General features: G+C 66.8%; 34 protein-coding genes. 15 read left to right on the top strand and 19 right to left on the bottom strand.

Going from position 1 to position 24,871, the window contains the following annotated elements; all coding sequences use genetic code 11:
* The first annotated feature begins 244 nt into the window (after positions 1 to 244).
* Complete coding sequence (locus tag ACWDV4_RS25680; RefSeq protein ID WP_449983525.1) at positions 245 to 916, top strand: hypothetical protein; 672 nt, start codon at positions 245 to 247, stop codon at positions 914 to 916.
* A gap of 72 nt (positions 917 to 988) precedes the next feature.
* Here ACWDV4_RS25680 and ACWDV4_RS25675 read toward each other — a convergent pair whose 3' ends face one another.
* The 5 genes from ACWDV4_RS25675 to ACWDV4_RS25655 form a co-directional block, all read right to left on the bottom strand.
* Positions 989 to 1,390: a hypothetical protein gene (locus ACWDV4_RS25675; protein ID WP_449983508.1), complete on the bottom strand. Its 402-nt coding sequence runs from the start codon at positions 1,388 to 1,390 to the stop codon at positions 989 to 991.
* Positions 1,387 to 1,929 carry a barstar family protein gene (locus ACWDV4_RS25670; protein ID WP_449983505.1) on the bottom strand — a complete coding sequence of 181 codons (543 nt, stop codon included), beginning with the start codon at positions 1,927 to 1,929 and terminating at the stop codon, positions 1,387 to 1,389. Before ACWDV4_RS25670 ends, ACWDV4_RS25675 begins: the two co-directional genes overlap by 4 nt.
* Before the next feature lie 113 nt (positions 1,930 to 2,042).
* Entirely contained in the window at positions 2,043 to 2,177 is a 135-nt protein-coding gene (locus ACWDV4_RS25665; RefSeq protein WP_449983502.1) for a hypothetical protein, read from the bottom strand.
* A gap of 216 nt (positions 2,178 to 2,393) precedes the next feature.
* Positions 2,394 to 2,921: a hypothetical protein gene (locus ACWDV4_RS25660; protein WP_449983499.1), complete on the bottom strand. Its 528-nt coding sequence runs from the start codon at positions 2,919 to 2,921 to the stop codon at positions 2,394 to 2,396.
* A gap of 395 nt (positions 2,922 to 3,316) precedes the next feature.
* A complete protein-coding gene (locus tag ACWDV4_RS25655; protein WP_449983522.1) occupies positions 3,317 to 3,784 on the bottom strand; it encodes an HNH endonuclease in 468 nt (155 codons plus the stop codon).
* A gap of 144 nt (positions 3,785 to 3,928) precedes the next feature.
* On the opposite strand from ACWDV4_RS25655, the gene ACWDV4_RS25650 reads away from it, so the two are divergent.
* Positions 3,929 to 4,438, top strand: coding sequence for a tetratricopeptide repeat protein (locus ACWDV4_RS25650; protein ID WP_449983496.1), 510 nt, complete (start codon positions 3,929 to 3,931; stop codon positions 4,436 to 4,438).
* Between the two features lie 100 nt (positions 4,439 to 4,538).
* The gene (locus tag ACWDV4_RS25645) at positions 4,539 to 4,961 is read left to right on the top strand and encodes a LysR substrate-binding domain-containing protein (RefSeq protein ID WP_449983519.1); all 423 of its coding nucleotides are present in this window, start codon (positions 4,539 to 4,541) and stop codon (positions 4,959 to 4,961) included.
* 48 nt (positions 4,962 to 5,009) lie between these two features.
* Here the strand turns inward: ACWDV4_RS25645 and ACWDV4_RS25640 are convergent, their stop codons facing one another.
* A complete protein-coding gene (locus ACWDV4_RS25640) occupies positions 5,010 to 5,624 on the bottom strand; it encodes a class I SAM-dependent methyltransferase (RefSeq protein WP_449983493.1) in 615 nt (204 codons plus the stop codon).
* A 401-nt stretch (positions 5,625 to 6,025) separates the two neighbouring features.
* On the opposite strand from ACWDV4_RS25640, the gene ACWDV4_RS25635 reads away from it, so the two are divergent.
* The 4 genes from ACWDV4_RS25635 to ACWDV4_RS25620 all read left to right on the top strand — a co-directional run bounded on the left by ACWDV4_RS25635 (position 6,026) and on the right by ACWDV4_RS25620 (position 8,025).
* Positions 6,026 to 6,388, top strand: a complete 363-nt coding sequence (locus ACWDV4_RS25635; RefSeq protein ID WP_449983491.1) for a DUF2089 domain-containing protein — start codon at positions 6,026 to 6,028, stop codon at positions 6,386 to 6,388.
* The gene (locus ACWDV4_RS25630; protein ID WP_449983488.1) at positions 6,385 to 6,645 is read left to right on the top strand and encodes a hypothetical protein; all 261 of its coding nucleotides are present in this window, start codon (positions 6,385 to 6,387) and stop codon (positions 6,643 to 6,645) included. Before ACWDV4_RS25635 ends, ACWDV4_RS25630 begins: the two co-directional genes overlap by 4 nt.
* 24 nt (positions 6,646 to 6,669) lie before the next feature.
* Positions 6,670 to 7,101, top strand: coding sequence for an SHOCT-like domain-containing protein (locus ACWDV4_RS25625; protein WP_449983485.1), 432 nt, complete (start codon positions 6,670 to 6,672; stop codon positions 7,099 to 7,101).
* A 129-nt stretch (positions 7,102 to 7,230) separates the two neighbouring features.
* Positions 7,231 to 8,025, top strand: coding sequence for an alpha/beta fold hydrolase (locus ACWDV4_RS25620; protein ID WP_449983482.1), 795 nt, complete (start codon positions 7,231 to 7,233; stop codon positions 8,023 to 8,025).
* A gap of 251 nt (positions 8,026 to 8,276) precedes the next feature.
* On the opposite strand, the gene ACWDV4_RS25615 is transcribed toward ACWDV4_RS25620, so the two are convergent.
* Both ACWDV4_RS25615 and ACWDV4_RS25610 read right to left on the bottom strand, forming a co-directional pair.
* A complete protein-coding gene (locus tag ACWDV4_RS25615; protein WP_449983480.1) occupies positions 8,277 to 8,555 on the bottom strand; it encodes a recombinase family protein in 279 nt (92 codons plus the stop codon).
* A gap of 556 nt (positions 8,556 to 9,111) precedes the next feature.
* Positions 9,112 to 9,540 carry a MarR family winged helix-turn-helix transcriptional regulator gene (locus ACWDV4_RS25610; RefSeq protein ID WP_449983477.1) on the bottom strand — a complete coding sequence of 143 codons (429 nt, stop codon included), beginning with the start codon at positions 9,538 to 9,540 and terminating at the stop codon, positions 9,112 to 9,114.
* A gap of 146 nt (positions 9,541 to 9,686) precedes the next feature.
* Between ACWDV4_RS25610 and ACWDV4_RS25605 the strand changes: the two genes are divergently transcribed.
* Positions 9,687 to 10,574, top strand: a complete 888-nt coding sequence (locus ACWDV4_RS25605; RefSeq protein WP_449983475.1) for an MBL fold metallo-hydrolase — start codon at positions 9,687 to 9,689, stop codon at positions 10,572 to 10,574.
* Between the two features lie 18 nt (positions 10,575 to 10,592).
* Positions 10,593 to 11,789 carry an MFS transporter gene (locus ACWDV4_RS25600; RefSeq protein WP_449983471.1) on the top strand — a complete coding sequence of 399 codons (1,197 nt, stop codon included), beginning with the start codon at positions 10,593 to 10,595 and terminating at the stop codon, positions 11,787 to 11,789.
* Between the two features lie 76 nt (positions 11,790 to 11,865).
* Here ACWDV4_RS25600 and ACWDV4_RS25595 read toward each other — a convergent pair whose 3' ends face one another.
* From ACWDV4_RS25595 to ACWDV4_RS25580, 4 genes are all read right to left on the bottom strand, one after another.
* Positions 11,866 to 12,315 (bottom strand): DUF4158 domain-containing protein, encoded by a 450-nt coding sequence (locus ACWDV4_RS25595; protein ID WP_449983469.1) that lies wholly within the window; start codon positions 12,313 to 12,315, stop codon positions 11,866 to 11,868.
* A 261-nt stretch (positions 12,316 to 12,576) separates the two neighbouring features.
* Positions 12,577 to 13,593, bottom strand: coding sequence for a phosphotransferase (locus tag ACWDV4_RS25590; RefSeq protein ID WP_449983466.1), 1,017 nt, complete (start codon positions 13,591 to 13,593; stop codon positions 12,577 to 12,579).
* 34 nt (positions 13,594 to 13,627) lie between these two features.
* Positions 13,628 to 15,127, bottom strand: a complete 1,500-nt coding sequence (locus ACWDV4_RS25585; RefSeq protein ID WP_449983516.1) for a carboxylesterase/lipase family protein — start codon at positions 15,125 to 15,127, stop codon at positions 13,628 to 13,630.
* Positions 15,128 to 15,132: 5 nt separating this feature from the next.
* Complete coding sequence (locus ACWDV4_RS25580; protein WP_449983463.1) at positions 15,133 to 15,612, bottom strand: hypothetical protein; 480 nt, start codon at positions 15,610 to 15,612, stop codon at positions 15,133 to 15,135.
* 126 nt (positions 15,613 to 15,738) lie between these two features.
* On the opposite strand from ACWDV4_RS25580, the gene ACWDV4_RS25575 reads away from it, so the two are divergent.
* Positions 15,739 to 16,386: a TetR/AcrR family transcriptional regulator C-terminal domain-containing protein gene (locus tag ACWDV4_RS25575; protein ID WP_449983461.1), complete on the top strand. Its 648-nt coding sequence runs from the start codon at positions 15,739 to 15,741 to the stop codon at positions 16,384 to 16,386.
* 66 nt (positions 16,387 to 16,452) lie between these two features.
* Here the strand turns inward: ACWDV4_RS25575 and ACWDV4_RS25570 are convergent, their stop codons facing one another.
* Positions 16,453 to 17,394, bottom strand: coding sequence for an alpha/beta hydrolase family protein (locus ACWDV4_RS25570; RefSeq protein WP_449983460.1), 942 nt, complete (start codon positions 17,392 to 17,394; stop codon positions 16,453 to 16,455).
* 187 nt (positions 17,395 to 17,581) lie between these two features.
* Here ACWDV4_RS25570 and ACWDV4_RS25565 point away from each other — a divergent pair, with 187 nt between their 5' ends.
* Positions 17,582 to 18,172: a TetR/AcrR family transcriptional regulator gene (locus ACWDV4_RS25565; RefSeq protein ID WP_449983457.1), complete on the top strand. Its 591-nt coding sequence runs from the start codon at positions 17,582 to 17,584 to the stop codon at positions 18,170 to 18,172.
* A 34-nt stretch (positions 18,173 to 18,206) separates the two neighbouring features.
* Here the strand turns inward: ACWDV4_RS25565 and ACWDV4_RS25560 are convergent, their stop codons facing one another.
* Both ACWDV4_RS25560 and ACWDV4_RS25555 read right to left on the bottom strand, forming a co-directional pair.
* Positions 18,207 to 18,440, bottom strand: a complete 234-nt coding sequence (locus ACWDV4_RS25560) for a hypothetical protein (RefSeq protein WP_449983454.1) — start codon at positions 18,438 to 18,440, stop codon at positions 18,207 to 18,209.
* A gap of 39 nt (positions 18,441 to 18,479) precedes the next feature.
* A complete protein-coding gene (locus tag ACWDV4_RS25555) occupies positions 18,480 to 19,391 on the bottom strand; it encodes a LysR family transcriptional regulator (protein ID WP_449983452.1) in 912 nt (303 codons plus the stop codon).
* Between the two features lie 88 nt (positions 19,392 to 19,479).
* Here ACWDV4_RS25555 and ACWDV4_RS25550 point away from each other — a divergent pair, with 88 nt between their 5' ends.
* Positions 19,480 to 19,839: a YybH family protein gene (locus tag ACWDV4_RS25550; RefSeq protein ID WP_449983449.1), complete on the top strand. Its 360-nt coding sequence runs from the start codon at positions 19,480 to 19,482 to the stop codon at positions 19,837 to 19,839.
* 63 nt (positions 19,840 to 19,902) lie between these two features.
* On the opposite strand, the gene ACWDV4_RS25545 is transcribed toward ACWDV4_RS25550, so the two are convergent.
* The 4 genes from ACWDV4_RS25545 to ACWDV4_RS25530 all read right to left on the bottom strand — a co-directional run bounded on the left by ACWDV4_RS25545 (position 19,903) and on the right by ACWDV4_RS25530 (position 22,874).
* Complete coding sequence (locus ACWDV4_RS25545) at positions 19,903 to 20,694, bottom strand: amino acid ABC transporter ATP-binding protein (RefSeq protein ID WP_449983446.1); 792 nt, start codon at positions 20,692 to 20,694, stop codon at positions 19,903 to 19,905.
* 5 nt (positions 20,695 to 20,699) lie between these two features.
* Positions 20,700 to 21,494, bottom strand: coding sequence for an amino acid ABC transporter permease (locus tag ACWDV4_RS25540; RefSeq protein ID WP_449983443.1), 795 nt, complete (start codon positions 21,492 to 21,494; stop codon positions 20,700 to 20,702).
* A gap of 79 nt (positions 21,495 to 21,573) precedes the next feature.
* Positions 21,574 to 22,392, bottom strand: a complete 819-nt coding sequence (locus tag ACWDV4_RS25535; protein ID WP_449983440.1) for a basic amino acid ABC transporter substrate-binding protein — start codon at positions 22,390 to 22,392, stop codon at positions 21,574 to 21,576.
* A 107-nt stretch (positions 22,393 to 22,499) separates the two neighbouring features.
* Entirely contained in the window at positions 22,500 to 22,874 is a 375-nt protein-coding gene (locus ACWDV4_RS25530; RefSeq protein WP_449983438.1) for a hypothetical protein, read from the bottom strand.
* A 154-nt stretch (positions 22,875 to 23,028) separates the two neighbouring features.
* On the opposite strand from ACWDV4_RS25530, the gene ACWDV4_RS25525 reads away from it, so the two are divergent.
* From ACWDV4_RS25525 to uppS, 3 genes are all read left to right on the top strand, one after another.
* Positions 23,029 to 23,838, top strand: coding sequence for a helix-turn-helix domain-containing protein (locus ACWDV4_RS25525; protein WP_449983436.1), 810 nt, complete (start codon positions 23,029 to 23,031; stop codon positions 23,836 to 23,838).
* Positions 23,829 to 24,029, top strand: coding sequence for a DUF397 domain-containing protein (locus ACWDV4_RS25520; RefSeq protein WP_449983433.1), 201 nt, complete (start codon positions 23,829 to 23,831; stop codon positions 24,027 to 24,029). Before ACWDV4_RS25525 ends, ACWDV4_RS25520 begins: the two co-directional genes overlap by 10 nt.
* 63 nt (positions 24,030 to 24,092) lie before the next feature.
* Complete coding sequence (uppS, locus tag ACWDV4_RS25515; RefSeq protein ID WP_449983430.1) at positions 24,093 to 24,869, top strand: polyprenyl diphosphate synthase; 777 nt, start codon at positions 24,093 to 24,095, stop codon at positions 24,867 to 24,869.
* The last annotated feature ends 2 nt before the right edge of the window (positions 24,870 to 24,871 follow it).

Below are 24,871 nucleotides of genomic sequence, written 5' to 3'. Positions count from 1 at the left end.
CGTAGAGAACTCACATGATCGACAATCCCGTGCCTGTTTGCTACCCCTGAACAGCTACTTGGGCTGCACACGCCCTACTGACGGTCTCTCTAAGTGATCTGCGCGCGTTCGGATTCATCGGAGCCCGTGGTCCATCCGACTAGCAGGGTCTTGTAATCAAACTGTCTGGTAATCCGGGGTGAAGGTGAACCCTTCGTGACATCGCTGGGGTCGGGGTAGTGCGCGAGGTTCGTCGAGGTTGGATGTGCCGGTGACGGTTCATGACGTAGCAAGTGCCCTGCCGGATATCGCGGTGCTTCGCGAGCGGTGTCGAGCGTTGGCGATACTGGACGCGATCATGAGCCCGGAGCGGGAGTCGCGGTACTACTCATTCGATTCGCGGTGGGCGCCGGGTGAGCAGATGGCATCGATGCGGAACGGATCGGGTGACGCGTGGTCGATCGTGTTCTCATCGGCTGGCGCGTTCATCCGGGGCTTCGATCACGAGTCGCCGATGAGTCCCGCCAACAATGACGATGAGCTGTGGCCCGGTCTGGTCGGCACGGTGCCTGAGGTCCTTTCGGGTTGTGTCGCCGAACCGGCGTTCAGCTTCGACGGGACGTTGGAAGCGACGGTATGCCTATGGCGGCAGCAGGGCGATGACCGGTGGCATGCCGGGGATCTCGTCTTTCCCGTCGGTGAGGACCCCGATGGCGCTAACAGGCTGTTCGAGGTTCTCGTCGAAGGCACCCCGGTGGCGTATCAGCGCTTCGCAGAGGACTACTACGAGACGGCCGTCGACCTGGAGACGGTCGGCGAGATCTACGCTCTGCGCCCGCTGACCGACAACCTGGTTCGCCGTCTGAATGCTGATCTCGTGGTGGCCAATCTTGCCGAGGATCTCGCTGAGATTGATTACCCGTCCCGGCTGGTGTAGCGGTTCCGTGCACCTCGACGGCACCCACTCCGTCCACATCGACGGCGAACTCGCCCAGCTCGACACCGACGGCTACCGGCCACTACGTGCCCGGTTCCGTCCAAGGCTTTGGACGTCATCGACAGGCGTGCCCTCCACGGTGGCAACGGACGCCAAGTCTGCGGCGGTAGCAGCCGGGAAGATGAGCGGTCGTAGCTTGACCTGATGGTTGTGCTCGGCGTGCCAGATCACCTCGCCGATTATCGACGTGCCGACGTCGGGCAGGATGATGTCACGGGACACAGTGGTGATCTCGGTGAGCCCCAGAGAGTCAGGCACGCCCTCGATCCCGATGAACACTCCGAACGGTTGTCGGGCGGTGACTTTACCCGTGACCCGCGCTCCGACGGGCAGCGCCTTGACGGTTGCCGGCCAGGCCGTGCGGAGTCGATCCGGGTCGTATGCGTCACGATCGGGCCAGGAGTACGCGGTCACCACCGGTCCTGCTGTCGGTTGGAGGCCAGCCATTCGGCATCGTTCCACATCACTGGCATCGCGCCCACCGGGTCGAAGCTGATGGTCGGGTTGTTGGATTGTACGAGGCAGCACATGCGGTGTCCGATAAGCGCTGCTGAGCGGGCTTGGTCGGCGAAGATGTCCAGGACGACCTGCGCCACCCGGGGACAGCGGGTGGCGAAGGCGTCGTAGCTGGTGAAGACCAGCACCAGGCCGGTCGCCTCACGACGAGTGCCGTAGTCGTAGGTGACCACGTCGCGCAGACAGTCATTCAGCGCGTCGAGGTTGTGGCCGTAGTAGTCGGGGAAGTCCAGCGCAGCCGCGATGTCGTGGTGCAGGTCCGCTTCCCGTATCCAGGTAGAGGCGTCGAGCCACACCACCTGGTAGCCGCGGTCGCGTAGCGCCCCGACAGTGGTTTCCAGGACCGACGCACGCCAGAACAGGCGCACGAACGAGGGGGCCACAAGTCGGAACGCCATGTCGCCGGACAGGTCGGCGTCCGGATCGAACGCGCTCACGCCGGCTCCGCTGCGGCTGCGCCTACAAGGTAGCGGTGCAGCGACGTCTTGGGACTGCCGGTCTTGGCGGCGATCTTCCCCATAGTCACACCCTGAGCCATCAGTAACCGAGCTTATTCGATCTTGTTGGCGGAGTGTACGGCTGGGCGGCCGACATGCCAACCCTTGGCCTCGGCGTCGGCGCGGGCATTCGCGGCGCGCTCGGCGGTGAAGGTCCGTTTCAATTCGGCGAACAGAGCGAGCAGCACGCCGGGCGATCGGCAACAAACGCCGTCCACGGCCGCCCAGGTGGCAAGCCCACCCGCCCACGCTGCCCTGCAACGCCTCATCGCCACAGTCCACCGACACGACGATCACCACTGCGTCCGACAGACAGTGTGGCCAAACGTCCGCTCATCGGCAGAGTCCGGCGGTAACGGCTGGCGGGCGCAGAGGTCGACGACAATAGCGGATGCCCACGGGGTTTAGCCGCGGGAGGCGAACAGGTACACGGTGACCGCATCCGTCGCGTCGAGGTTGAACAGGACCGCTCGATATGTGCCGTCGGCAGTGGGTTGCTCCTCGTCAATGCCGGAAACGACCTTGGCGGTTTCGGGGTCCCACAGGTTGCCGCCGCCGACGTTGTGTGTCGCGTCAAGCGGCCGAAGCCCAGGTACGGGAGCCACAGTGAACTTCGCCGCGGCGATGAAGGCATCGAGCTCAGCTCGGGGAATGCGAAACTTTGCCGAGAGCAGGGTGTCCAGGCCGTTGCTGTAAGCGGCACCAAGCAGCACGGTTCCGGGCGGTAGGGTTACGTGAGCGACGGCTTCCACCTCAGCCGCGCTGGCGATTCGCGGACTGGACTGTACCGGGAGCAGATCTATTCCGGTGGCGTCGACGGTCAGCGCGACCCCACCGCACGCGATCAGCGACAGCACCAGGCTGATGCACGCAAGTACGAATGCGGCGGTGCCCCGTCGATTGCCGGTCGTCGGGGCGGCATCCTCGATCATGGCCGGCATGATATGGCGCGCACGCTCATCGACAACTGGGTGTACTTGTAGCCGCCGCCTTATCGCCAAGCGGCTGGCTGAACAATGTCCGGGCCGCCGGTTGCGGTGTCGGATGGTAGTTGGGGTGCGGCGGCGGCAGTGCTGCCATGCACGGTGGTGAAATGCGTTCACCAACAATGGCAGCACGTCGGTGGCGACCAGGCCAGAGATCCAGAATTGGTGCAGCTCACCGTCAGTTCATCCGTCATAGCCACCTCGACGTCCTTCTGGGTGGCGTCGAACACCGATTGCAGTCTTGCGATCACCCGCACGGTTGGATTCGTCGGGCGCTTGGCGTCCTGGTGTTCATGCTCGGTTGTACCCGAGCCTTCGGTGGGTCAAGCTTGACTTCGCTGCTAACCCTGGGCGGTGATCCATGAGCATCGCGCCCGCTCGACCTCGGCCGCCTGCCGCTGCCGCCATTGCCGCTGCGCATCCCGGTTGCACTGGCGACAGGATCGCCGATACTCCCCGGTCGTGCCATCAATCTCCCGGTCATGGCCGTTGCGACATTGCCCCTGACGTACTCGGGTGCGACAGTTCTCGGCCCGAGTGAGCTGCCGTAGGTGGGACGGCTCGATGCAGTCCTTGACGCCACATTCGTGGTCGACGTCCAGGAGCGGATCGTATCCGCCCACGAAAACCACGTAAGCCGCGATGTGTGCCCAGGCTCGACCGGCAACCTTCTGGTAGACCCCCCGTTGATCACCGTAGCCACGCACGATCAGACAGCCATGGTCCGTACGAGTTGAGCGGTCCAGTAAGTAGCGGCGAAGGCTGTCTTCAGTGAAGTGTTTGGAGAGGCCGTTAACGGCGGAGAGCATCGCCATAGGTTATACCCGCAAGCTGGCCGTGGTGGTTGCCCGGCACCGGGTTCCATGTCGACGACCAGCACGAGGTTGACGCGGTGACGCTGGCTTCGGAGTGACTCAATGATCCGGGCCAGTCGATCTAAGGTGTCCGCATAGATGCGATCCATGCTGCCGTCGCAAGGTAAGCCGATGAAGGAGTCGCCGATGATCACCGATCCAACGCTTGTCCGCATCAACCAGGGGGTGCAGCTGCACCATGGTCAAGGCCAACGTGTGGCCGCTCGCGACTTGTTTGCGCAGATCTGGGAGGAAATCAACGGGGAGCAGGGGGATCCTTTGCATGTTTGCGTCCTCGCGCACGCGATGGCTGATGTGCAGGACGATGCCCACGAGGAGCTGGTGTGGGACCACCGAGCGCTGACGGCGGCCGATCAGCTTACGGATGCCCGAGTGGCGCAGGCCGGGGTGCTGCTGCCCGTGGCTGGTTTGTATCCGTCGTTGCACCTCAACCTGGGTGAGTGCTACCGCAAGCTCGGCGATCTCAGCCGTGCCCGGGAGCACCTCCAGCAGGCGCAGACTGGGATTGCCGAGCTTGGCGATGACGAGTACGCGCAGCTGATCAAGGGCGGCCTGGATCGGCTGGCAAAGCTGCTGACATCCAAGTAACCGTGCCCTGCGGCAGTGATCGCCCGGCAACCAGCGGGTTGCCGGGCGTAGGGAGAAGCCTTGGTGTCGGGCCGATCCGAATGGTTTGCCACCTTTGTGACTGGTCGCCGCAGCCAGGTATCTCGCCGAGCACCCCGGTGTCGAACTGCGCTTCACCGAAGCGGAACCACCAGAGGCGACCCGGCTGCTCCGCACCGGCGAGGTCGACATCGCGGTCGTATTCAGCTACCCGCACACGCCACCGGCCTCCGGCATGCGCCATATCCGTCTGCTGACCGAGCATCTCTATCTAGTCACAACGACCGAGATGTCCGGTGACCAACTGACCGACCACGCCGCCCGCCGATGGATCGGCGGCTGCGAGCGCTGCCGGGAGCACCTGTTGCGCCTGTGCGCCGAAGCCGGGTTCCAGTCGGACATCGCGTTCACCACCGACGACTATGTCGCCACACAAGCGCTCGTCGCTGCCGGACTGGGTGTCACTATCCGGCCTGGCCTGGCCTGGCCTTGGCCGCCTTACTGACCCACCTCACCCGCGCCGCCGAAGCGCACGACCACGACGGTGCCGACCTCAACTGGGCGTGTTGCCCATGACCGCCGCGATCGCGGCGTACGGCCGGTGGGTGCCATCGCTGGGCCGATGCTGGCGCGCGACCTCCATGAAGCCAGCTCGCGCCAACCGTTCGGAGAATTCGTCAACGGGCCAGCGATAGGCCGTCACGACTTTGTGGTCGAAGGCGGCGACCTCGTCACCTTCGAAGAAGCCAACCACCAGCGTGCCAGCTGGAGTCATTACTCGCCGGAACTCGGCGAGTACACCGTCGAGGTCCTGGGGCGGTAAGTGGATCAGCGAGAACCAGGCCAAGGACCCGGCGATGGAGTTGTCCTCGACGTCCAGGCTCTTCATCGACCCGAGTTGGTACCTGCCGAGCGGATGAGTGGCCTTCGCATGGGCGATGAACTCGGGAACCATGTCAATCCCCATCGCATCGACACCGAGCGACCGAAGGTAGTCGGTGATGTGGCCAGGTCCGCAGCCCACATCGAGCACGTTGCCAGGCTGAATCGACAGATGTCGCCCGATGAAGGCGAGGTCATCAGCATGTACCTGCTGACTCGTGCCGAACAGTTCGATGTAAAGGTCTGCGACGGAGGCGTACGCGTCCCGAACCTGCTCCACGTTCACCACGTGACTATATGAGCCTGGAGGATCTGGCCGAGCAGGCCCGGATCCGAGCCCAATCCGACCCTGTTGAGACAGACCCGGCCCGGCCCGTGGCTAGTGCAGCGGCTCCTGGATCGCCCTCATCCACGATGGTCCGCCGGAGGACGGTCGTCGTCGCACTCGCCGGGCAGCCCTGACTGCGATCCAGGTGGTGGTCGCCGGGCAGAGTGTCGGCCGGCATCGACGACCTGCTGGCTGGGACGCCTACCCCGCCGGCCGTCACGGGGACGCGGCAGATCGTGGACAGATGACCAGCACGATCAAAGATCTAGTTAGAAAAATTAAGTTTCGCACGTTGAGATCTTAAGAAAATCAAGGTACAACTGAATGGTGAGCGTGTCGTGGAGTGGAAGGAGTCGAGTGTGGACTGGCAGGAACTGACGGACCTGACGCAGGGACAGCCGTTCGTGGTCGAGCGGGTCCGCCTCACCGGCAGCGGCATTGCGGTCGAGGGCCAGTTCGAGCCGCCGCAGCTGGCTCAGCTCAGTGCCGACGACCAGGTGTTCGTTGCCGCGTTCGTCCGGTCGCACGGTTCGATCAAGGAGATGGAGCGAATCTTCGGGGTGAGCTACCCGACGGTCAAGTCCCGGCTGAACCGGATCGCCGAGCACCTCGACTTCGTCGACACCGACCCGGCACCTACCGGCGCCGACGTCGTTGACCGCCTGCGGCGGGGAGAGATCAGCGTCCAGGAGGCGCTGTCCGAATTGGAGAGGTCCCGATGATTCCGCACCTGGTGACGTACCGCCAACGTCGTCGCGACGGCCGCTGGCTGCGGCTGTATGTCCCGGTCCTGCCGGTGCTGCTGGTGCTGTCACCGCTGCTGCTGGTGGCCGTGCTGGCCGGACTGGTCGCCTGTTTGGTCTTCCGGGTCAGCCCGGTGGGCGCACTGCACGGCATCGGGCAACTGCTGTGGGCGCTGCCCGGCACCCGAATCGAGATCGAGGACGGTCGAACGGCCGTGCTGGTAAGCGTCAGGTAAGTCAAAAGAGGGGGAGGAGTAACAATGAACGAGCAGCGCCGCCAGGTTCTGGAGATGCTGGCCGAGGGGAAGATCACCGCGGATGAGGCCGAGCGGCTGATCGATGTCCTCGAACGGAAACAGCCCGAGTCGCCGCAGGGAGCCGTGTCCGGCCCGAAACCCCGACCCAAGTACCTGCGTGTCGTGGTGAACTCGGAGGACGACACCAGCGGTGACGGGCCGGCCCGGGTCAACGTCCGAGTCCCGCTGCAACTACTGCGCGCGGGGGTCCGGCTTACGACCCTCATCCCCCCGCAGGCGCTCACCAAGGTCAACGACGAGCTGGCCAGGTCCGGTGTGCCGATCGACCTTACCCAGCTCAAACCGCAGCACATTGAGGAACTCATCGAGCACCTGGACGACCTCACCGTCGACGTCGACCAGCCTGACGCCAAGGTGCAGGTGTTCTGCGAGTAACACCGCCACGACGACATGGCCGGCGGCAGGGCACTGCCAAGGCGGCTGGACGCCCGCCCGGACCACGGGGTCGGGCGGACGTCCAGCCGCCTTTTTTGATCCACTTTCTGGGCACTGGAAAGGGAAATCATGACCATCGAGCAATCTGCCTGGACTGGCATGGTGCCGGTCGAGGACACCGCACTCTACGTATCCGACACCGGTGGCCACGGCCGTCCCGTGGTCTACCTCAACGGTGCCTACGCCGACCAGTCGCACTGGCGGCGCGTCATCGCCGACCTCGGCAGCGACTATCGGCACATCACCTACGACGAGCGCGCCCGCGGCAAGTCGAAGCGCTCGGCGGACTATTCGTTCGAGGCGTGCATCCGAGATGTGGATGCCGTCCTCAAGGCCAGGGGCGTGGACCGGGCGCTGCTGGTGGGCTGGTCGTACGGGGGCATCCTGGCCTGGCACTGGGCCGACCGGAATCCGGACCGCGTCCTGGGGGTGGTGACCGTGGACGCTTTCCCGGTCGGTCTGACCGGTGCAGCCGGCCATGAGCGAATCAGGAAGCTGTTCCGCCGGATGCGGTTGTTGTTCCCGATCGCCAGCCGGCTGGGCCTGGCTGCCCGGATGACCGCCGACCAGCACGCCGACGTCAACATCGAGCTTAACGAGATCGCCGCTGCCAGCGTGCCGGTCCTTGACCGTCTGACCTGCCCGGTACGGTTCGTCCTGGCCACCGGTGACAGTCTCGGGAGCCAGGACGGAGAGATGGAGCAGGGGCGGACCGTACTCGAACCGATCCTTGCCCGTAACCCCAACATCAAGGTGAGCGCGAAGGTCGCGAGCAACCACAGCAAGATCCTGCGCCACGACTCACCCGCTGTCGCCCAGACCGTACGCGAGCTCGACGCCACCAGCGGCCACACGGTGGGTTGAGCTAAGGGGGTCCCGGTAGTACTTAAGAAATTTCGGTCGGTTATACCGCTGACTTGCGGTGATGCGGGACCGTAGGGCCTCCATCGCGGACCGTCGATCTCTACCGCTACGCTCTGATCCGGTTTGCCCGGTGAGCGTGTGAGGTGGTCGGTGTCGGAGAAGATGTTCACCGAGGAGAAGTGCCCTCGACGCGTGATCTTGTAAAAAACGGCAATAGTTCCTGACCAGCAATTCAAGGGCGGCCCCGCGGGTCAGCCTGCCGCCGGGGCGGCGGGCTTGCCTCGTTCCGGAACCCGATACGCCGTCGGCCGCGACACGCTGAACATCTCGGCAAGTTCGGAGACGTTGCGCTCTCCGGCGCCGTGCCGCTTCACCCGGTGGGCCTGCTGGGCGCGAGAGAGTTTGGGCTGCTTGCCTTTCAGTTTGCCTTTGGCCTTGGCGACCGCCATGCCTTCGCGGGTACGCAACTTGAGCAGGTTGCCCTCGAACTCGGCGAACGTGGCCAGAATATTGACGAACATCTTACCCATCGGGTCGATCGGGTCGTAGATACAGCCTCACCCCGCGTGCCACGAGGGAGTCGCCGATGTCGCGGGCGTCGGGGACTGACCGGGCGAGGCGGTCGTCCAGCTTGGGCACGACGAGGGTGTCGCCAGCCCGCACGGGGCGAGGGCCTGATCCAGGCCGGGACGTTGGCGGTTAGTGCCGGTCATTCCCTCGTCCACATAGATCAGGTCGTCGGGCACGCCGAGCCCGCCCAGATGGTCCGCTGGGCCGCCACGTCCTGCTTGTCGGTCGAGCACCGCGCATAGCCGATCAACGCCATCAGGAGGGTGTAACGTTTAGCCCTCGCTCACCGTACAAATCACCGGACACCTCAACTGAGACGGCGTGCCGCCGGGGCCGATTTCGTGATCGCCCTGTTCCGGAGTCCTGTGCACCGGTGACCCGCGCTCCTGTGCACCAGACGCCCGCGGTGTCCGGTGAGGGATCCCTTTGCGGACGCCGTCGCGACGGGTCGGGCCATCGCCTGGGCACAGGCCCTATACAGCCCATTGCCACCGAACAGGGTACGTCGGCGTCGACTCATCGATGGGTGATGGCTTGCTCGAGCAGGTCCTGAAGGGCACGTTGCTGCTGGGTGGTGAGGCCGGCCAGCGGTGAGTCTCGGACGAGGAGTTCGAGAAGCCGTTCGCGGAGGGTGCTGCCCGCTGCGGTGAGGACGAGTTGCTTGGCGCGGCGGTCGGTGGGGTGCGCGTGGCGCTCGATCAGGCCCTGCTTCTCGAGGTTGTCGACGACGAAGGTGGCGTTGGATGGCTCGCAGCTCATGCGTTCGGCGAGCTCCCGCATGGTCATAGGTCCGGTCATCTCCCGCAGCGCCGTCGCCTGGGCCGAGGTGAGGCCCAGGGTGACGGCGCGTTCGCGTACGTGATCGGCGATCTGCTGGGCCAGCCCGTTCACCAGACCGCACAGCTCCCGCTCGGCGGTGGCCTGCGGTTCTGGGGACGTCGTCATGGGTCCCATCCTAGCAAGTCCATCAAGCCAGCATATTTAAAGCTTGGATATTTCTAGCTTGGATATTTCTAGCTTGATGCTTATCGTGGCGTAGTCGCCGACGAGGGACGCGGCGATGACCTGACCCCGAAGAAGGGAACGTGACCATGGCGAACTCCGCGTCTGAACAGGACGAGCGGCTGAGGCGACCGGCGGGAATCCGCTCGGTGCGGCTGGGCGACGCGAGGGTGTCGTTCGTGCCGGACGGGGCTATCCAGGGAAGGCCGCGCGGCTGGCTGCCGGACACCACCGACGAGATCTGGGCCGCTCATCCGGAGTACCTGGATGCCTCCGGCCATCTGGTGGCGAGTATCGGTGGTCTGCTGGTGGAGAACGGCGACCGTGCACTGTTGATCGATGCCGGGTGGGGGCCGGTGTCGCTGCCAGCCGAGCCGGGAAGTCCGAACGGCGCCGTTTACGGTGGCGCGCTGCTGGACAGTCTGGCCAAGCTCGGCCGCCGGCCGGAAGAGATCGAGGCGGTGGCCTTCACCCACCTGCACATCGATCACCTCGGCTGGGCGTGGCATCCCGCCCCCGGCGGTGACCAGCCTGTGTTCACCCATGCCGAGTATTTGGTGGCCGAGCCGGAATGGGTCCAACGCGACCTGCTTGCGCAGGGCATCACCGAGGAGGAGGCCACCGCGCTGGCACCGCGCGTGCGTACGGTGACAGACGGGCAGGAGGTCTTCCCTGGCGTGCGGGTCCAGATCACCGGTGGTCACACGGTCGGGCACGCGCAGTATGTCATCACCGGGGGCGGAACCCGGCTGATCGCCTTCGGCGATGCCCTGCATTCACCGATCCAGGTGGACCACCCTGAATGGTCCTGTGTCTACGACCATGACCGTCCCCAGTCCGCCGAGCATCGTAATCATCTCGTTGCCGAGTTGGAAGAGCCTGACACGATCGGTTTTGGCATCCACTTCGCCGACGTGGTGTTCGGGCAGGTCCGCCGGGACGGCGCCGGCCCCGCCTGGCGCCCCCTGGACGTCTGACCCGCTCCGGGATCGACCATGACAACGACGATCAACCCCGGCCTACCCACTCGCTCGCCCGCACGGCATTGGCCAGGAATCGTCGCGGCCGCGCTGACCGCGACCGTGGCGGGGACGCCCGGTTTCACCGTCGGGGCGCTCGCCCCGTCGATCGAGGCAGACCTGCACACCTCCCGCAGCGCCCTCGGGCTGGCAATGAGCCTCTTCTACGCCGCCACCGCCTTCGGCTCGCCCGTCGCCAAACGGGTGGCGGCGCGGTTGCCGGTCCCCACGGTCCTCGCCGTCGCGGCGCTGGTCGCATCGGCGGTCATGCTGGTGGCGTCGCGGGCGACCGGGCCGGGGATGCTGACGGCGACACTGCTGGTGGGCGGGTTGAGCAACGCACTCGTCCAGCCTGTGGCGGGCCGGCTGATCGCGGCGCGCGTCCCGGAACACCGGCGTTCGCTGGCCGCCGGCATGATCGGCGCGGCGCTGGGAGCTGGAGCGCTCGTCCCCGGCCTGCTCGTCGCCCTGGTCCTCCCGGCGTACGGCTGGCGGACCGCCCTGCTGGTCGCGGGTATCGCCGCGCTCGCTCCGGCCGCGCTCGCCCCGCTGGCCCGGGCACCCGGCGGCCCGCCGCCCGCAAGGCCGAAGGAGGCCGGCGACAAGCAACGGACGGTCGGGCGGGTACTCGGGCTCTGGGCGCTGGCCGCGGCGCTTTCCGCGACTGGCAACAATGCGGTGGCCACGTACTTCGTCGAACTGGGCACCCACTCCGGGCTAGGCGCCACCGTCACGGGTAACCTGCTGTCGCTCAGCGCCCTGTTCGCCATCGCCGTACGGATCACCGCCGGGGCGCTCACCGACCGGGCTCCCCGCCGCAACCCGGCGGTGATCGTCACGATGATGCTCACCGGCGGGCTCGGGCTGGCACTGATCGCGATCGGGACGTCAACGACGTTCGTGCTCGGTGCGATCCTGGCCTTCTCCGCGGGCTGGGGCTGGACCGGGCTCCTGCTCGCCACCACGCTGCGCCTGGTACCCGGCCGGTCTGAGGACGCCGGGCACACCGTGCAGGTCGGCGTCTACGCGGGCGCCACCATCGCACCGTTCGCCTTCGGTGCCCTCTCCAGCACCTTCGGGTTCCCGGCTACCGCCCTCGTCGCCGCCGTGGCCGCTGTCGCCGCAGGGGCGGCGATGACCGCCGGGACGCTGCTGCTGCGGCGAGCGGGCTGACCGGACGCGCCGGACCCCGCCGCCGTACGGTGGGGGTCCGGCGCGGCTCAGTCACCACTCGCAGGATGAGACACCGCTACCCGGTATGTCCGACAGTCGCAACCACGGCGACGTTCCGGCCCTCGACGGCCACCGAGCCCGGTTGTCGGCGACGCGCTAACCACGGCATACCGACCGGGTTCGCAACGGACACGCCGGACCCGTCGTTCAGACGGGTCCGGCAAAGTCTCATTGGGCTCAGGGCGTGAGACCCAGCCGCCGGGTTCAACCCCAACTGCTCGGCGACCCGCGCGACCGCCGCCAGCGGCGCCGACACCACCTCGTCGGGTACGAACCCCAACCACGGCAACGTCGACAGTTGCTCCGTCATGCCGAGCCGGCCCGTCGGACCACGACCCCGGCCCGGATTCACGAACGCCTGATCAGCAGGCGTCAACGTGAAGAGCTTGATGAGATCCTCCCTGCTGATGTGAGGGAAGGAACGCAGCTGCTTCAACTGCTTCTCGGTGAACATCTTTTCCGACACCGACCACCTCACACGCTCACCGGGCAAACCGGATCAGAACGTAGCGGTAGAGATTGACGGTCCGCGATGGAGGCCCTACGGTCCCGCATCACCGCACGTCAGCGGTATATCCGACCGAAATTGCTTCAGTACTACCGGAACCCCCTGAGGCCGCACCTCGGCCAGGCGTCACAGGGCGCCGCATGGAACCCTGATCAGCCGGCCGGCGTGTGCAGCGGTCGACACCTGTCGGCGTCGAGTTTGGCCAGATCGCCCTCGATGTCAGGCCTCGTTTTTCCGCCACCCGGTGCGGACCGGATGGTTCGCACCGGGTGGGAGTCCAGTGAGACGTGCCGGGTCGTCGGGGAGCCCTTCGGCGACCCAGCGCCGGATCTGCGTCGCCGCTTGGTCGGCCACCGGATTCTCAGCCGGACGGGTGATCAGGTCGCTGAGCGCGAACATGTCCAACACCCGCCCGAGGTAGGCCCAGTCTTCGACGGGTGGCAGGTCGGCCGGCAGGTGCGCGGCGAAGGCGGTACGGAAACCGTCGAGGTAGGGGGCGGGATAGTCGGTGCCGAACCGCATCATGTTCGCCGCGTCGCCGTACGGGCAGCCGGCGTAGCTGAACTCCCAGTCGAGGACGGCGTCTACCCGCCATCCGCTTCCGGTGCGGGTGACCAGGATGTTCTTGGGGTTGACGTCGCCGTGGACGAGTCGACTGTGCCCGTCGACCGCGGCGAGCGCCGGGGCGTGTGTCACGCACAGGTCCCGCCAGGCCTGTTGCGTGGCCTCATCGAGGCGGGCCGGGGCGGTGACGGCCAGACAGGCGTCGACGATCTCGGGTAGCTGCTGTGACCACGGGCGTTCCGGGCCGACGGTGAGACGCGCGTCGGTGAAGAAGCCCGGTTGGTCGAACCGTACCCGGCTGATGCCGGCGACGACCCGGCCCACCTCCGTCCCGAGGGCGGTCAGTGCGCTGCTGTCGAGCGTGGCGTCGCCCAACACGTGGCTGAGCAGCGTTCCGTCCACATATTCGATGACCATCGCCGGCCGGGCCTCGTCGGGCATGGCGGTAGCCGGTAGGAGGTGTAGCACCTGCGGTACGGGAACGTGGCGCCCGGCGGCAGCCATGATGGCGGCTTCGATGGCGGGATCTGGCCCGCCGAGGCGTACGACCACCTGCCGGTCGGCCAGCTTGAACAGCCACGTCTCGTGCGAGAAACCGCCGGCCAGCGGTTGTGCCGACAGAACAGGGCTGCCCAGTGCCGCTGCGATCGCGGCTGATTCCCCAGTGCGCATCGACTGAGTAAACCAGGGTGGCGATCTCGGTTTTTCAGCAGACGCCGTCCCAGATGCGCCGCTCGGTCGGCTGTGGGTCGTACTCGAGTTTGGATGTGGTGTCGAAGCGCATGACCGGCCGGCTGGCCCGGTCGTATCCGGCCCAGCCCGGGTCACCGTGGGTGGCGAACGCGACCCAGCTGGCGTGCATGGTGTCGGCGAGCGCCTGCGGAGGCTTGCTACCGGTGAGTTTCTGGAACAAGGGGGAGTCGAGCAGGTCGAAGACGAACGGAACCTCCAGGAAGTGGCAGGCGCCGAGCAGCCCATCGAATTGGGGCGAGCGCCAGGCGAACTCGTACAGGTAGGTGGAGGAGGAGGTTGCGGCTCTGGCCTCGGCGAGCCGGTAGGCCGGGATGCGATACCACCAGTCGCGCTGCAACAGCGAGAGCAGGTCACCGGGACCGGCACCCGGGTTGCTCGCACGGTAGACGTTCAGGGCCTGTTCCACCGGGAGGCCGTACAGCTTCATGGCGGTGACCAGGTCGTCGTCGGTGATCGCGTCGAGCAGCCCGAACGGCACCAGCGACAGTCTTCCTTCCTCCGCGTTGGTGCCGATCAGGACGTCGACGTCGGCACCAACGCCGGCCCGGATGGCGTCGATCGGCCGGGCCGGGAGGGTCTGCCCGTCAACGACCGGCTGCCAGGCGGTCACGCGAGCGCCGGGCTCGCCGTTCCAGCGCCGAGGATCGGGGTACGGCGCGAGCTGCGCCATTACCGCGTTCTGCGCGTCGAGTAGCCGTTCCATCTCCACGGCGGCGATCGCGTCCCGGTTCGGTGGTACGCCCAGTTCGGCGGCGAGTAGTCGGCCGATGTGCTGTGCGGTCTCGGGGGCGAATACGGTGTTCCCGGCTCCGCTCTGCATGATGGCTCGCCGGAACAGCCCGTGGGTGGCGGGCATGGTGAGCAGCACGCCGACTGACATTGCCCCGGAGGACTCCCCGAAGATGGTGACGTTGTCGGGGTCGCCGCCGAAGGCGGTGATGTTCTCCCGTACCCAGTGCAGGGCGGCGATCTGGTCGAGCAGTGCGAGATTGCCGATGCCGTCGCCCAGGTCACCGAAGCCCTCCACGCCGAGCCGGTAGTTGAGGCTCACGAAGACGACGCCGTCGCGAGCGAACCGGCTGCCGTCGTAGATGATGCTGCTGCCCCCGTCGAACCCGCCGCCGTGTAGCCAGACCACGACCGGCTGCCGGGCCTGGCTCAAGTCAGCGGACCAGACGTTGAGGTTGAGAAAGTCTTCGCCAGCGATGGTGGGGTAGAAGCCGCCCAGGTCCAGGTCCGCCGGAAATGGGAACCGTGGCTGGGGCGCGGTGGGGCCGAAGTCGACAGCCGGCCGGATCCCGGTCCACGGGGTGACCCGTTGCGGTGGGCGCAATCGGTCGGGGCCGAACGGTGGCCTGGCGTACGGGATGCCTTTGAAGTTGTGGATCTGGCCGTGAGTGGTGCTCCGGACGGTGCCGTACCGGGTCCTGGCGATGGGGTCCAGATGCGTCATGGCGATCACGACCGGTGGGTGGGGGTGCCGTTGGTGGACTGTCCACGCCAGAGCAGGACGACCAGCACCAGTCCCACCAGCGTGGGCAGCAGGCCGGGCACGCTGTACTGGGCTGGGATGACGTTGTCGTATGCGCCGCCGGTGAAGGTCAGGTTGAGCAGGGCGGTGCCGGCACCCAGGGCGAACATGATCGTGGCGGTGATTCGCGCCCAACTCCGGTGTCGGGTGACGCCCCGGATCGTCCATAGCCAGCCGGCGATGCCGAGTACGCCGACGGCGACCAGGTAGCCGACGATGGCATTACGGTCGAGGGCCACCGTTTCCGCAGGCCAGTTGGGGTATGCGGCGCGTACGTGGTCGGTGAGGGTGTCGGCGGTGACCAGGTCGATCAGCGGTACGAGGGTGGTGATCGCGGTCAGTGCCAGTCCGGCGTACATGACGACCGGGCGACGGTCGACCGATGGGGACGGGTTCGTTGACGACATGGTTTCTTCCTTGAGGAGTCAGGGAGGTGGACTATTCCGGTCCTGCCGAGAGAATCTTACGACGTAAGTTATGTCCGCCCCCACGGTAGGCTTACGATGTAAGAAACGTCAACCAGGGGAGGCACTGTGGTCGGTCGCACGCGTGGCCAGCGGGCGGGACTGACTCGTGCGGCCGTACTCGAAGCAGCCATGACGCTGGCCGACCGGGAGGGCCTTGCCGCGCTGTCGATGCGTCGCCTCGGTGCCGAACTCGGGGTGGAGGCGATGACCCTCTACCACCACGTGGCAAGCAAGGACGCGCTGCTGGACGGGCTGGTCGAACGACTCTTCGTCGAGGCCGCGCCGCCTCGGTTCACCGGCCTGTCGTGGCGGGAGGGTCTACGAAGCTACGCCCACTCACTACGGGCAGCCCTGTTGGCGCATCCGAACGTGATCCCGCTCGTCGTGTCCCGGCCGGCATTGACGCCACAGAATCTGCGAATCATGGAAGACGGGCTGGCGGCGCTGGCTGCGGCGGGCTTTCCACTGGAGAGGGCGCTGGACGTCGTGTACTCCCTGTCCGACCTCGTGGTGGGACACGTCGCCACCCGGGGAGGTGGCACGACCACGCACCAGCGGGGGAGGCCTGTCTCCGTACCGGATCCCGAGCAATTCCCGCTGCTCACCGAAGCGGTACGCGCCGAGCAGCACGCCGGCCCGAGCGCCCGGTTCGACTTCGCGCTCGATGCGATGCTGGTCGGCTTCGAGGCGGCACGAGTGCCGGACGGCAGATAAGGCGGCACGAGTGACGGGGCAGGCGGATTCCGCCTGCCCCGTGCGGCCAGTCCTGGCGTGGCTCGCCTACTTGCTCTGTAGCTTCCCCAGCGAGTGGGGGTCTTCCTCCAGCGCGGTGGTCGCTGCTTTCCAGCTGACGGCCCCGGGATAGAGGGTGCTGCGCAGGAAGGCCGAGGTGAGCTGCCGGATCAGCGCTACCCGCGCGGGACTCTCATCCGTCGTTTCGGCGGCCTCGTACCCGCTGATGCCGCCGAGCGAGTGCTCTGCCCCGAAGAGCGTGAGCAGGCTCTTGTTTACAGGGCTGTGGGTGTAGGGGTCGGTGAACCAGTCTGGTCCCCGAGTGGACAGTGCGGACTGGTCGTGATCCCCGGCGACGATGAGAGCCGGTGTGGTCATGTTGACGAAGGACGGCTTCATGAAGGGGAAGTTCTCGGCGGCGAACGGGGTCAGGTCGTCGCCGAGGCCGGTCAGAGCGAGCAGCACACCCGCGCTCACCCGGGGATCGGACATGTCCTCGCCGGGAGGACCGTCGGAGTCGAGGACGCGCGCACCCAGCAGCGTGCTCGCCGTCTGGGCCCCCCAGGAGTGGCCGGCCACCGCGATGCGGCTGCGGTCGAGGCGCCCGCGCAGGCCCGGCATGGCGGCCTCCAGAATGTCGAGTTCATCCAGCATGCGCGTAAGGTCCTCGACCCGGAAGCGCCAGATCCGTGGCGTGCGAGGGTCCGCTGTGGGAATGCCGAGCGTCCTGGAGTCGAGGTGCGTGGGCTGCATGACCACGAAGCCGTGAGCTGCCCAGTAGTCGACCAGCGGAGCGTAGCCGTTCATCGACGAGCCGAAGCCGTGTGAGAAGACGATGACGGGCAGATCGCTGCCGGTCGCGGGGGCGGTTATGCGGACCTGGAGGTCCTCGCCCCGGCCTGGAGCGGGCAGGACGACCGGCCTCGCGGATACCACCATGGTGGGCGCATCCGCGATCTTCTGTACGTTCGCGGTGTTCGAGTCGGACATGGGGGTGCCTTTCGTTGGTTTCTCGCACTCTTGGTTCGGTGGGCCCGACGCCCCTCCGGCTGGAGTGGGAGGGGATGCCAATGGCAGCCAGGTCCCCTGGTCTGCCATCATGGGCGAAACGGAACCTTGTTCCACTAACAATACGGAACGCGGTTCCGCTTTGCAATCTCAAGGAAGGAGCGTCGTGGTGAACGACAGTGGCCAGAGCGCGGGAAGCATCGCCGAATCCCGACGAAAGGACGCCCGACGCAACCGCCAGACCCTGCTGGACGCGGCCGCCACGGTCTTCGTCACCTCGGGAGTGGAAGCACCGGTACGCGACATCGCGGCCCAGGCCGGCGTCGGGGTGGGCACGATCTACCGTCACTTCCCCACGCGGGCGGACCTGATCATCGCCGTCTACCGCCACCAGGTCGACGCCTGCGCCGAAGCTGGTCCGGCCCTGCTGGCGAGCAGCCCGACACCGCACGCCGCTCTCGGGCGGTGGGTCGATCTCTTCGTCGACTTCCTTGTCACCAAACACGGCCTCGCCGCCGCGATGCAAAACGACAACGCCGGCTTCGAGACGCTGCACGCCTACTTCCTCGACCGCCTCCTGCCGGTGTGCACCCAACTCCTTGACGCTGCGGTAGCCGCCGGTGAGATCCGCTCCGGCCTCGACGCCCTCCAACTCATGCGAGGCATCGGCAACCTCTGCATCGGTGCCGACAGCGACCCCAGCTACGACGCCCGCCGGCTGGTCACGCTCCTTGTCGCAGGACTACGCCAACCGTGCTGACCGTGGCGCTCCGGCACGACTGGTCCTGCGTGACCTACTCGCCTGGTTCCTCGTCCCAGCCTTCTTCCAACTGGTCGAACAGGTCCGGCCCCTCCTGGTGGCTGGCGCGTACCCGGGCGGTGCCGGGTAGGAGACCGAGTCGAACGGCGCAGTCGATCCCGTAGCCCTCGAAGAGCCGTCCACGCGGGACCGGGTGGCCGCAGCGCAGGCATCGGCGCTGCGCGCTCTCCTCGGCAGGTAACAGGGCATCCGGCTCGGGGTAGGACATGCAGCCATTCTGCCCATCGGTGTCATCGTTCTCGGCTGGCTACTCGGCCCGTCGTGCCATGTTGCCGGCCGCGTTGCCGAGCATCCGGCGGGCGTGCCCGACCAGGACCCGGCCGGCGGGACTGGGCGGACCGTCAGCGCGCCACGCGAAGACCAGGCGACCACGTAACGCCGGCTGACCGATGGTGATCGGGCGCAGCTGTTCGGCGCGGGACTCGACGAACGCCCTGGGCAGGATCGCCGTACCCAGCCCTCGGGCGGTGAGTTGGGCAAGGAACTCGGGGGCGCTGGCCTCGAACGCGATCTGGGGCGTGAAGCCGGCGGTCGCGCACGCCTCTTCGAGTCGGGCCCGCAGACCGGTGCCCCGGGGCAGGCTGATCAGTGGTCGACCCCGCAGCGTGTCAATCGAGATGACCTGGTGCGGGGCAAGCTCATGGTCGTGACTGACCGCGGCCACGATGGGCTGGTCGTCGACCACCTGGATCGCGAGCCCGGCGGGCGTGGTCGCGCCGACACTGATGATCGCCGCGTCGAGACGTCCCGCCCGCAGGTCTTCGACGAGTTGGTCGGTGTTCGCCTCGGCCAGGGTCGTCTCGACCGCCGGATATTCGTCGTGAAACTGTGCCAACAGGCCGGGCAGGTCGACGTTGTGCGAGGTCACCATCCCGATCGAGACGTGCCCCCGGACGAGGCCGGCCAACTCGTCCACGGCCAGCCGCACCCCGGCCACCGCCGCGAGCGCTGCCCGCGCGTACGGCAGGACGGCCGCGCCCACCTCGGTCACCCGTACGACGCGTCCGGACCGGTCCAGCAGTTCCTGGCCCAGTTCGCGTTCCAGCCGACGGATCTGGGCGCTGACCCCGGGCTGTGCCACGTGCAGCTGCTCGGCGGCCCGGGTGAAGTTTCCCGCATCGGCCACGGTCACGAAGTAGTCGAGCTGCCGCAGTTCCATAACTGATGATTCTAGTAGCTAGATCAACTAGCTCTTGGACTTCTAGATCAGCCAGAGGCAGGCTCGATGATGAGGAAGGGAGAACAACATGACCGAGAACCGGGTACGCGCTACCAACCCCGAGGACCTGGCCCGCCTGTTCGTCGAGCGGGCCAACGCCCGGGACGCCGAGGGGTTGGCCGAGCTGTACGCGCCCGACGCGGTGCTCGCCTACCCGCCGGGATCCACCACCGTGGGTAGGGAGGCGATCCGGGCCGTATGCGAGCGGATGGTCGCCCACGCGCCGCTGCCTTTCCGGGTGGAGGAGCCGCTACCGACGATCCGGTACGGCGACCTCGCCCTCACCTCGACCCGTCCCGTCGACGGGACGGGCGGCCGGGTGCAGGTCGCACGCCGTCAGCCGGACGGGACCTGGCTGCGCATCATGGACCGGCCGGAGGCCGGCTGAGCACAACGGGACCTGGTGTGCGGGTTGCTCGGACTGTGTGCGGACTGCTCGGGCTGTGTGCGACTACTCGGGCTGTGCGGACTGCTCGGGCTGCCCGACATGGGTCGGGTCGAGGACCCGGGAGAGGAACGAGCGGGTGCGCTCGTGCTGCGGCGCGCCGAGCACCTCCTGCGGCGGCCCCTGCTCGACCACCACACCGCCGTCCATGAAAACGACCCGGTCGGCGACGTCCCGGGCGAACGCCATCTCGTGGGTGACCACCATCATCGTCATGCCGTCCTCGGCCAGTTTGCGCATGACGGTGAGCACGTCGCCGACCAGTTCCGGGTCGAGGGCGGAGGTCGGCTCGTCGAAGAGCATCAGCTTGGGTTCCATCGACAACGAACGGGCGATCGCCACCCGCTGCTGCTGCCCGCCGGAGAGCTGCGCCGGGAACGCTTTCGCCTTGTCTGCGAGGCCGACCCGCTCGAGGTTGTCCCGCGCGATCTGCTCGGCCTCGCGACGGCCACGGCGCAGCACCCGACGCTGGGCGATGGTGAGGTTGTCCAGCACGGTCAGGTGCGGGAAAAGGTTGAACGACTGGAAGACCATGCCGATGCCGCGCCGTACGGAGTCGATCTCGACGTCCGGGTCGGTCATCTCGACGCCGTTCACCCAGATCTTGCCGGCGGTCGGCTCCTCCAGCAGGTTGACGCAGCGCAGCAGCGTCGACTTGCCCGACCCGGAGGGGCCGATGACGCAGACCACCTCGCCGTGGCCGACCTCGAAGTCGATGCCCTTGAGCACTTCGAGGGACCCGAATGACTTGTGCAGGTCGCGGATCTCGACGGCGGGTCGGGATGGAGTCGTCGTCATGCGGGTCACCGAGCCTTGGCGTAGCGGAGTTCGAGGCGTCGTACCACCTGGGACAGGGGCAGGGTGATGATCAGGTAGGCGAGGCCGGCCACCAGCAGCGGGGTGGCGTTGACCCGGTCGTTGAGCATGTCCCGACCGAACTTGGTGACCTCGATGGTCTGCGCCGTCACACCGAGCACGTAGGCGAGCGACGAGTCCTTGGTGAGCAGGATGAGTTCGTTCGTCAGTGGCGGGATCACGATCCGGAACGCCTGCGGGATGACGATGGTGCGCATCGCGGTGAAGTGCGACATGCCGAGCGTGCGCGCCGCCTCCATCTGCCCCTTCGGTACGGCCTGGATGCCGGCGCGGATGGTCTCGGCCATGTAGGCCGCGGCGGTCAACCCGAGACCGATCGCGATCGAACCGAAGACGCCACCGGGAATCTCCCGCTCCGGGAAGGCGATGGGAATGCCGTAGCCGACGAGGAAGAGCACCAGCAGGGCGGGCAGGCCCCGGAACAGCTCGATGTAACCCGTCGCCAGCCAGCGGTACGGGGCCACCCGGGACAGCCGCATCAGGGCGAGGATGGTGCCGAACACGAGGCCGAAGGCGAACGCGCCGAGCGTGTAGAGGATCGTGTTGCGCAGCGCGACGGTGATGATCTCCGGGAACATCGACTCGATGATGTCGACGCGGAAGAACGCTTCCTTCAGCCTGCCCCAGTCCGCGGCGAAGGCCACCACCGCGATGACGGCGAGGAAGGCCAGGTACTGGAGCCAGAGGGACAGCCGCTCTCGCTGGCGGCGTCGCAGCTTCACGGTTCGGTGCTCCTTGCTGCCCGAGGATTGCCAATCCGGAGGGCGCGCGGCGCGCGCCCTCCGGTCATGCGAACGTCAATCAGGCGGTCGGCTGCTTGCCGATCCACTTCTCGTAGATCGTGTTGTAGGTGCCGTCCTGCTTGGCCTTGGCCAGCACCTCGTTGATCTTCTTGAGCAGTTCCGGGTTGCCGTCCTTCTTCACCGCGACCCCGTACTGCTCGCCGGTGTCGAACTCGGCCGCGACCACGAAGCCGCCCGGGTTCTCCTTGAGGTACTCGGTCCAGACCGGCAGGTCGTTGATGCCGGCCTCCACCTGGCCGCTGGCGACGGCCTGCTGCAGAGCGGCGAGGTCCTCGAACTCGACGAGCTGGAGGCCCTTCTCCTTCTCGAACTTCCGGGCGTAGTCACGGCCCGTGGTCGCCGCCTGCACGCCGAGCTTCTTGCCCTTGAGGTCGTCGAGCGACTTGTACGGCTTGCCGGTCTTGACCAGCAGCGCCTGCGTCGCGTCGAAGTAAGGGGCGGAGAAGTCCATCACCTTCTGCCGTTCCTCGGTGATTGTCATGCCGGCAGCGGCTGCGTCGCATTTGCCCGTGTTGAGATCCTGGCCGGACTTGATGCCCTCGAACGGCGTGTCGATGATCGTCTGCTCGATGCCCAGCTCCTTGGCGACCAGGTCCAGCACGTCGATGTCGAATCCGACGATTTTGCCGCTGGCGTCCTTCGACTGGAACGGCGGGTACGGCAGGTGGGTGCAAACGGTCAGTTTGCCTGCTGTGACCAGTTTGACGCCGCTTGCTTGAACCTCGCCCTCATCCTTCTTGGCGCATCCCGCGCTCAGCGCCAGGGCGGCGATTGCCACGACGAGGCCAGCCTTGCGGGCTGAGCTATGGAACCTCACGGCTGTATCCCTCCGGTTCGGCTTCCCAGGTGCCGGGCAGCCAGGGTTGGTGCTAAGACGATGTGTCAGGGGACGCTACATCATCTGATCAGCCACACCTAGATGTGCTACCCAGGAAGGTTGGCCCGACCACTGCTCATCGCCGCTACCGCGACCGGCCGTTCTGGCCCGGCCGCACGAGCCGCAGCGCGATCTGCGATCCGCAGCAAATCCCGGAGTACGCCCACCAGGGCCCGGGACTGCGCGAGGTCGATCGGCCAGCACTCGACATCCTCGCCGACCGACAACTCCAGCAGCACTCCGTTGATGCGGGTCGAATCAACGCCTATTTGCCACAGTCTGGCGCGTACCTGGATCACCTCGTCGCCGCGCGGCGCGATTTCGCGCAGCGGCGACTGGTGCAGTGCGGTCTCCGCGCAGTCCCGCTCACGGCACCAGTCAGGCTCATGGCACCGGCCGGGATGGAATGGCTGCATCGACATGTCGATCTCCCTCCACATTTGTGGTGAGTTTGTGAGGGGCGGCTTCGCTCACAGCCTGCTGCCTTGGGACTACGTTCGGAAGTCATCCGACGGGCACAGCGCCCGTAGTGGCCGGTCCTGAAGCGGCCGTGTGGGCCGCAGTGGTGGAGGAGTGATGACACGGACGAGAATGTCGGCGCTGGAGTTTCTCGCCGATGAGCTACGTCGGGCGCGCATCAAGCGGAACATGAGCCAGGAGGAACTGGCCCGGAGGATCAACTATTCGGCCTCGCTGGTCAGCATGGTGGAGATCGCGCGACGTACGCCGTCGCAGGACTTCATCCGGCGGGTCGACGAGGTGTTGGAGACCGACGGTTTGCTGGGCCGGATGCTGACGTTGGTCAGTCTGGAGAGCGGTCCGGCCTGGTTCCGCCCGTGGGTAGCGGTCGAGCAGGAGGCGTCCTGCTACTGGTGGTTCGAGATCTCGGTGCTGCCCGGCCTGTTGCAGACCGAGGAATATGCCCGAGCGGTGCTGAGCAGCGGCGGCCTGCGCAGCCCTGATGAGGTGGAGCAGCTCGTGGCGGGCCGGATGCAGCGGCAGCAGGTCCTGCACCGGGACCGACCACCGCAACTGGTCGCTGTGCTCGATGAGAGCATCCTGCGCCGTGGCGTCGCCGGGCGGGCCGAGGTGATGCGCGACCAGCTCGACCACCTGGTCGCCCTCGGCAACCAGCCGCACATTCACCTGCACGTGGTACCGGCCGAGGTGGGCGTCTACGCCGGACTCGCCGGCCCGTTCATCGTCGCCGGATACGACGACGGCACCTGGGTGGCACATGTGGACAATCCGGTCCGGGCGCACGTGCTGGACGTGTCTGAGGAGATTGCCAGGCTGCACCGGAGGTGGGAAAGTGTCCGCGGGGAAGCCCTATCCCGGCGGCAGTCGTTGACCCTGATCGAAGAGGTGGCGAAGACATGGAGCTGACCGGCGCACATTGGCGCAAATCCAGCCGCAGCGACAACGGCGGTGCCTCCTGTGTCGAGGTTGCCGACAACCTCCCCGGTGTCGTACTGGTCCGCGACAGCAAGGACCGCACCGGTCCTACCCTCACCTTCGCCCCCGACGCCTGGGCCAACTTCGTCGGCTTCGCTCGCGACGACACCCGCCAGCGCTGATTTGGCATCAAATCAGGCAGCCGGGCTCTGTCTACCGGCACCATTGGGCGGTAGGTTGTTGCGGTGCTGCTCGGTGATGTGCTCTATGGCCCGTATGTCCGTCGCCTGAAGGCGCACCTGGCCAAGGGGCCGCTGCCCCGGCACGTCGCGCTGGTCATGGACGGTAATCGCCGCTGGGCTCGCCGGATGGGTTTCGACAACCCGAGTCTGGGACACCGGCACGGTGCCGAGCACATCGAGAAGGTGCTTGGCTGGTGCGCCGAAGCGGGGATCACCCATGTCACCATCTTCGTCGCCTCCACCGACAACCTGCGTAAACGCGAGTCGGCGGAGATGCAGTTCCTGATGGAGACGATCGAGCAGGTCATCGCCGGACGGATGGTCCGCCAACCCGGCCAGTGGCGGCTGCACCTCGCCGGCCGGATGGACACGCTGCCCGACTCGACCAGGCACGCCCTGAAACTCGCCCGGGACGCCACCCGGGACGGTAACACCGGACAACACCTGACGGTGGCGGTCGGCTACGACGGCCGCGAGGAGGTGGTCGACGCGCTGCGCTCGTTGTTCGTCCAGGAGGCGGAGGCCGGTACCACCGCCGAGGAGTTGGCCCGGAAACTGACCGCCGACGACATCGCCGCCCACCTCTACACCAGCGGTCAGCCCGACCCGGATCTGATCATCCGGACCAGCGGCGAACAACGGCTCTCCGGTTTCCTGCTGTGGCAGGCGGCCTACTCGGAGCTGTACTTCTGCGAGGTCGAATGGCCCGGCTTCCGGCACGTCGACTTCCTGCGGGCGCTGCGGTCGTACGCCGCCCGGCACCGTCGTTTCGGGACCTGACC

Source organism: Micromonospora sp. NPDC003197 (assembly GCF_053590565.1).
Note: the sequence above shows the minus strand (reverse complement) of the source record. Positions and strands in the feature narration are given on the sequence as shown.

Excerpts from the sequence above, each read along its gene's own strand:
- ACWDV4_RS25580 (WP_449983463.1), bottom strand. The coding sequence starts at position 15,612 with ATGTCGTCAACGAACCCGTCCCCATCGGTCGACCGTCGCCCGGTCGTC.
- ACWDV4_RS25660 (WP_449983499.1), bottom strand. The coding sequence starts at position 2,921 with ATGATCGAGGATGCCGCCCCGACGACCGGCAATCGACGGGGCACCGCC.
- ACWDV4_RS25585 (WP_449983516.1), bottom strand. The coding sequence starts at position 15,127 with ATGACGCATCTGGACCCCATCGCCAGGACCCGGTACGGCACCGTCCGG.
- ACWDV4_RS25630 (WP_449983488.1), top strand. The coding sequence starts at position 6,385 with ATGATTCCGCACCTGGTGACGTACCGCCAACGTCGTCGCGACGGCCGC.
- ACWDV4_RS25555 (WP_449983452.1), bottom strand. The coding sequence starts at position 19,391 with ATGGAACTGCGGCAGCTCGACTACTTCGTGACCGTGGCCGATGCGGGA.
- ACWDV4_RS25570 (WP_449983460.1), bottom strand. The coding sequence starts at position 17,394 with ATGTCCGACTCGAACACCGCGAACGTACAGAAGATCGCGGATGCGCCC.
- ACWDV4_RS25650 (WP_449983496.1), top strand. The coding sequence starts at position 3,929 with ATGCGATCCATGCTGCCGTCGCAAGGTAAGCCGATGAAGGAGTCGCCG.
- ACWDV4_RS25610 (WP_449983477.1), bottom strand. The coding sequence starts at position 9,540 with ATGACGACGTCCCCAGAACCGCAGGCCACCGCCGAGCGGGAGCTGTGC.
- ACWDV4_RS25655 (WP_449983522.1), bottom strand. The coding sequence starts at position 3,784 with ATGCTCTCCGCCGTTAACGGCCTCTCCAAACACTTCACTGAAGACAGC.
- ACWDV4_RS25615 (WP_449983480.1), bottom strand. The coding sequence starts at position 8,555 with ATGGGTAAGATGTTCGTCAATATTCTGGCCACGTTCGCCGAGTTCGAG.
- ACWDV4_RS25545 (WP_449983446.1), bottom strand. The coding sequence starts at position 20,694 with ATGACGACGACTCCATCCCGACCCGCCGTCGAGATCCGCGACCTGCAC.
- ACWDV4_RS25560 (WP_449983454.1), bottom strand. The coding sequence starts at position 18,440 with ATGTCCTACCCCGAGCCGGATGCCCTGTTACCTGCCGAGGAGAGCGCG.
- ACWDV4_RS25590 (WP_449983466.1), bottom strand. The coding sequence starts at position 13,593 with ATGCGCACTGGGGAATCAGCCGCGATCGCAGCGGCACTGGGCAGCCCT.
- ACWDV4_RS25525 (WP_449983436.1), top strand. The coding sequence starts at position 23,029 with ATGACACGGACGAGAATGTCGGCGCTGGAGTTTCTCGCCGATGAGCTA.
- ACWDV4_RS25600 (WP_449983471.1), top strand. The coding sequence starts at position 10,593 with ATGACAACGACGATCAACCCCGGCCTACCCACTCGCTCGCCCGCACGG.
- ACWDV4_RS25530 (WP_449983438.1), bottom strand. The coding sequence starts at position 22,874 with ATGTCGATGCAGCCATTCCATCCCGGCCGGTGCCATGAGCCTGACTGG.
- ACWDV4_RS25620 (WP_449983482.1), top strand. The coding sequence starts at position 7,231 with ATGACCATCGAGCAATCTGCCTGGACTGGCATGGTGCCGGTCGAGGAC.
- ACWDV4_RS25625 (WP_449983485.1), top strand. The coding sequence starts at position 6,670 with ATGAACGAGCAGCGCCGCCAGGTTCTGGAGATGCTGGCCGAGGGGAAG.
- ACWDV4_RS25550 (WP_449983449.1), top strand. The coding sequence starts at position 19,480 with ATGACCGAGAACCGGGTACGCGCTACCAACCCCGAGGACCTGGCCCGC.
- ACWDV4_RS25520 (WP_449983433.1), top strand. The coding sequence starts at position 23,829 with ATGGAGCTGACCGGCGCACATTGGCGCAAATCCAGCCGCAGCGACAAC.
- ACWDV4_RS25605 (WP_449983475.1), top strand. The coding sequence starts at position 9,687 with ATGGCGAACTCCGCGTCTGAACAGGACGAGCGGCTGAGGCGACCGGCG.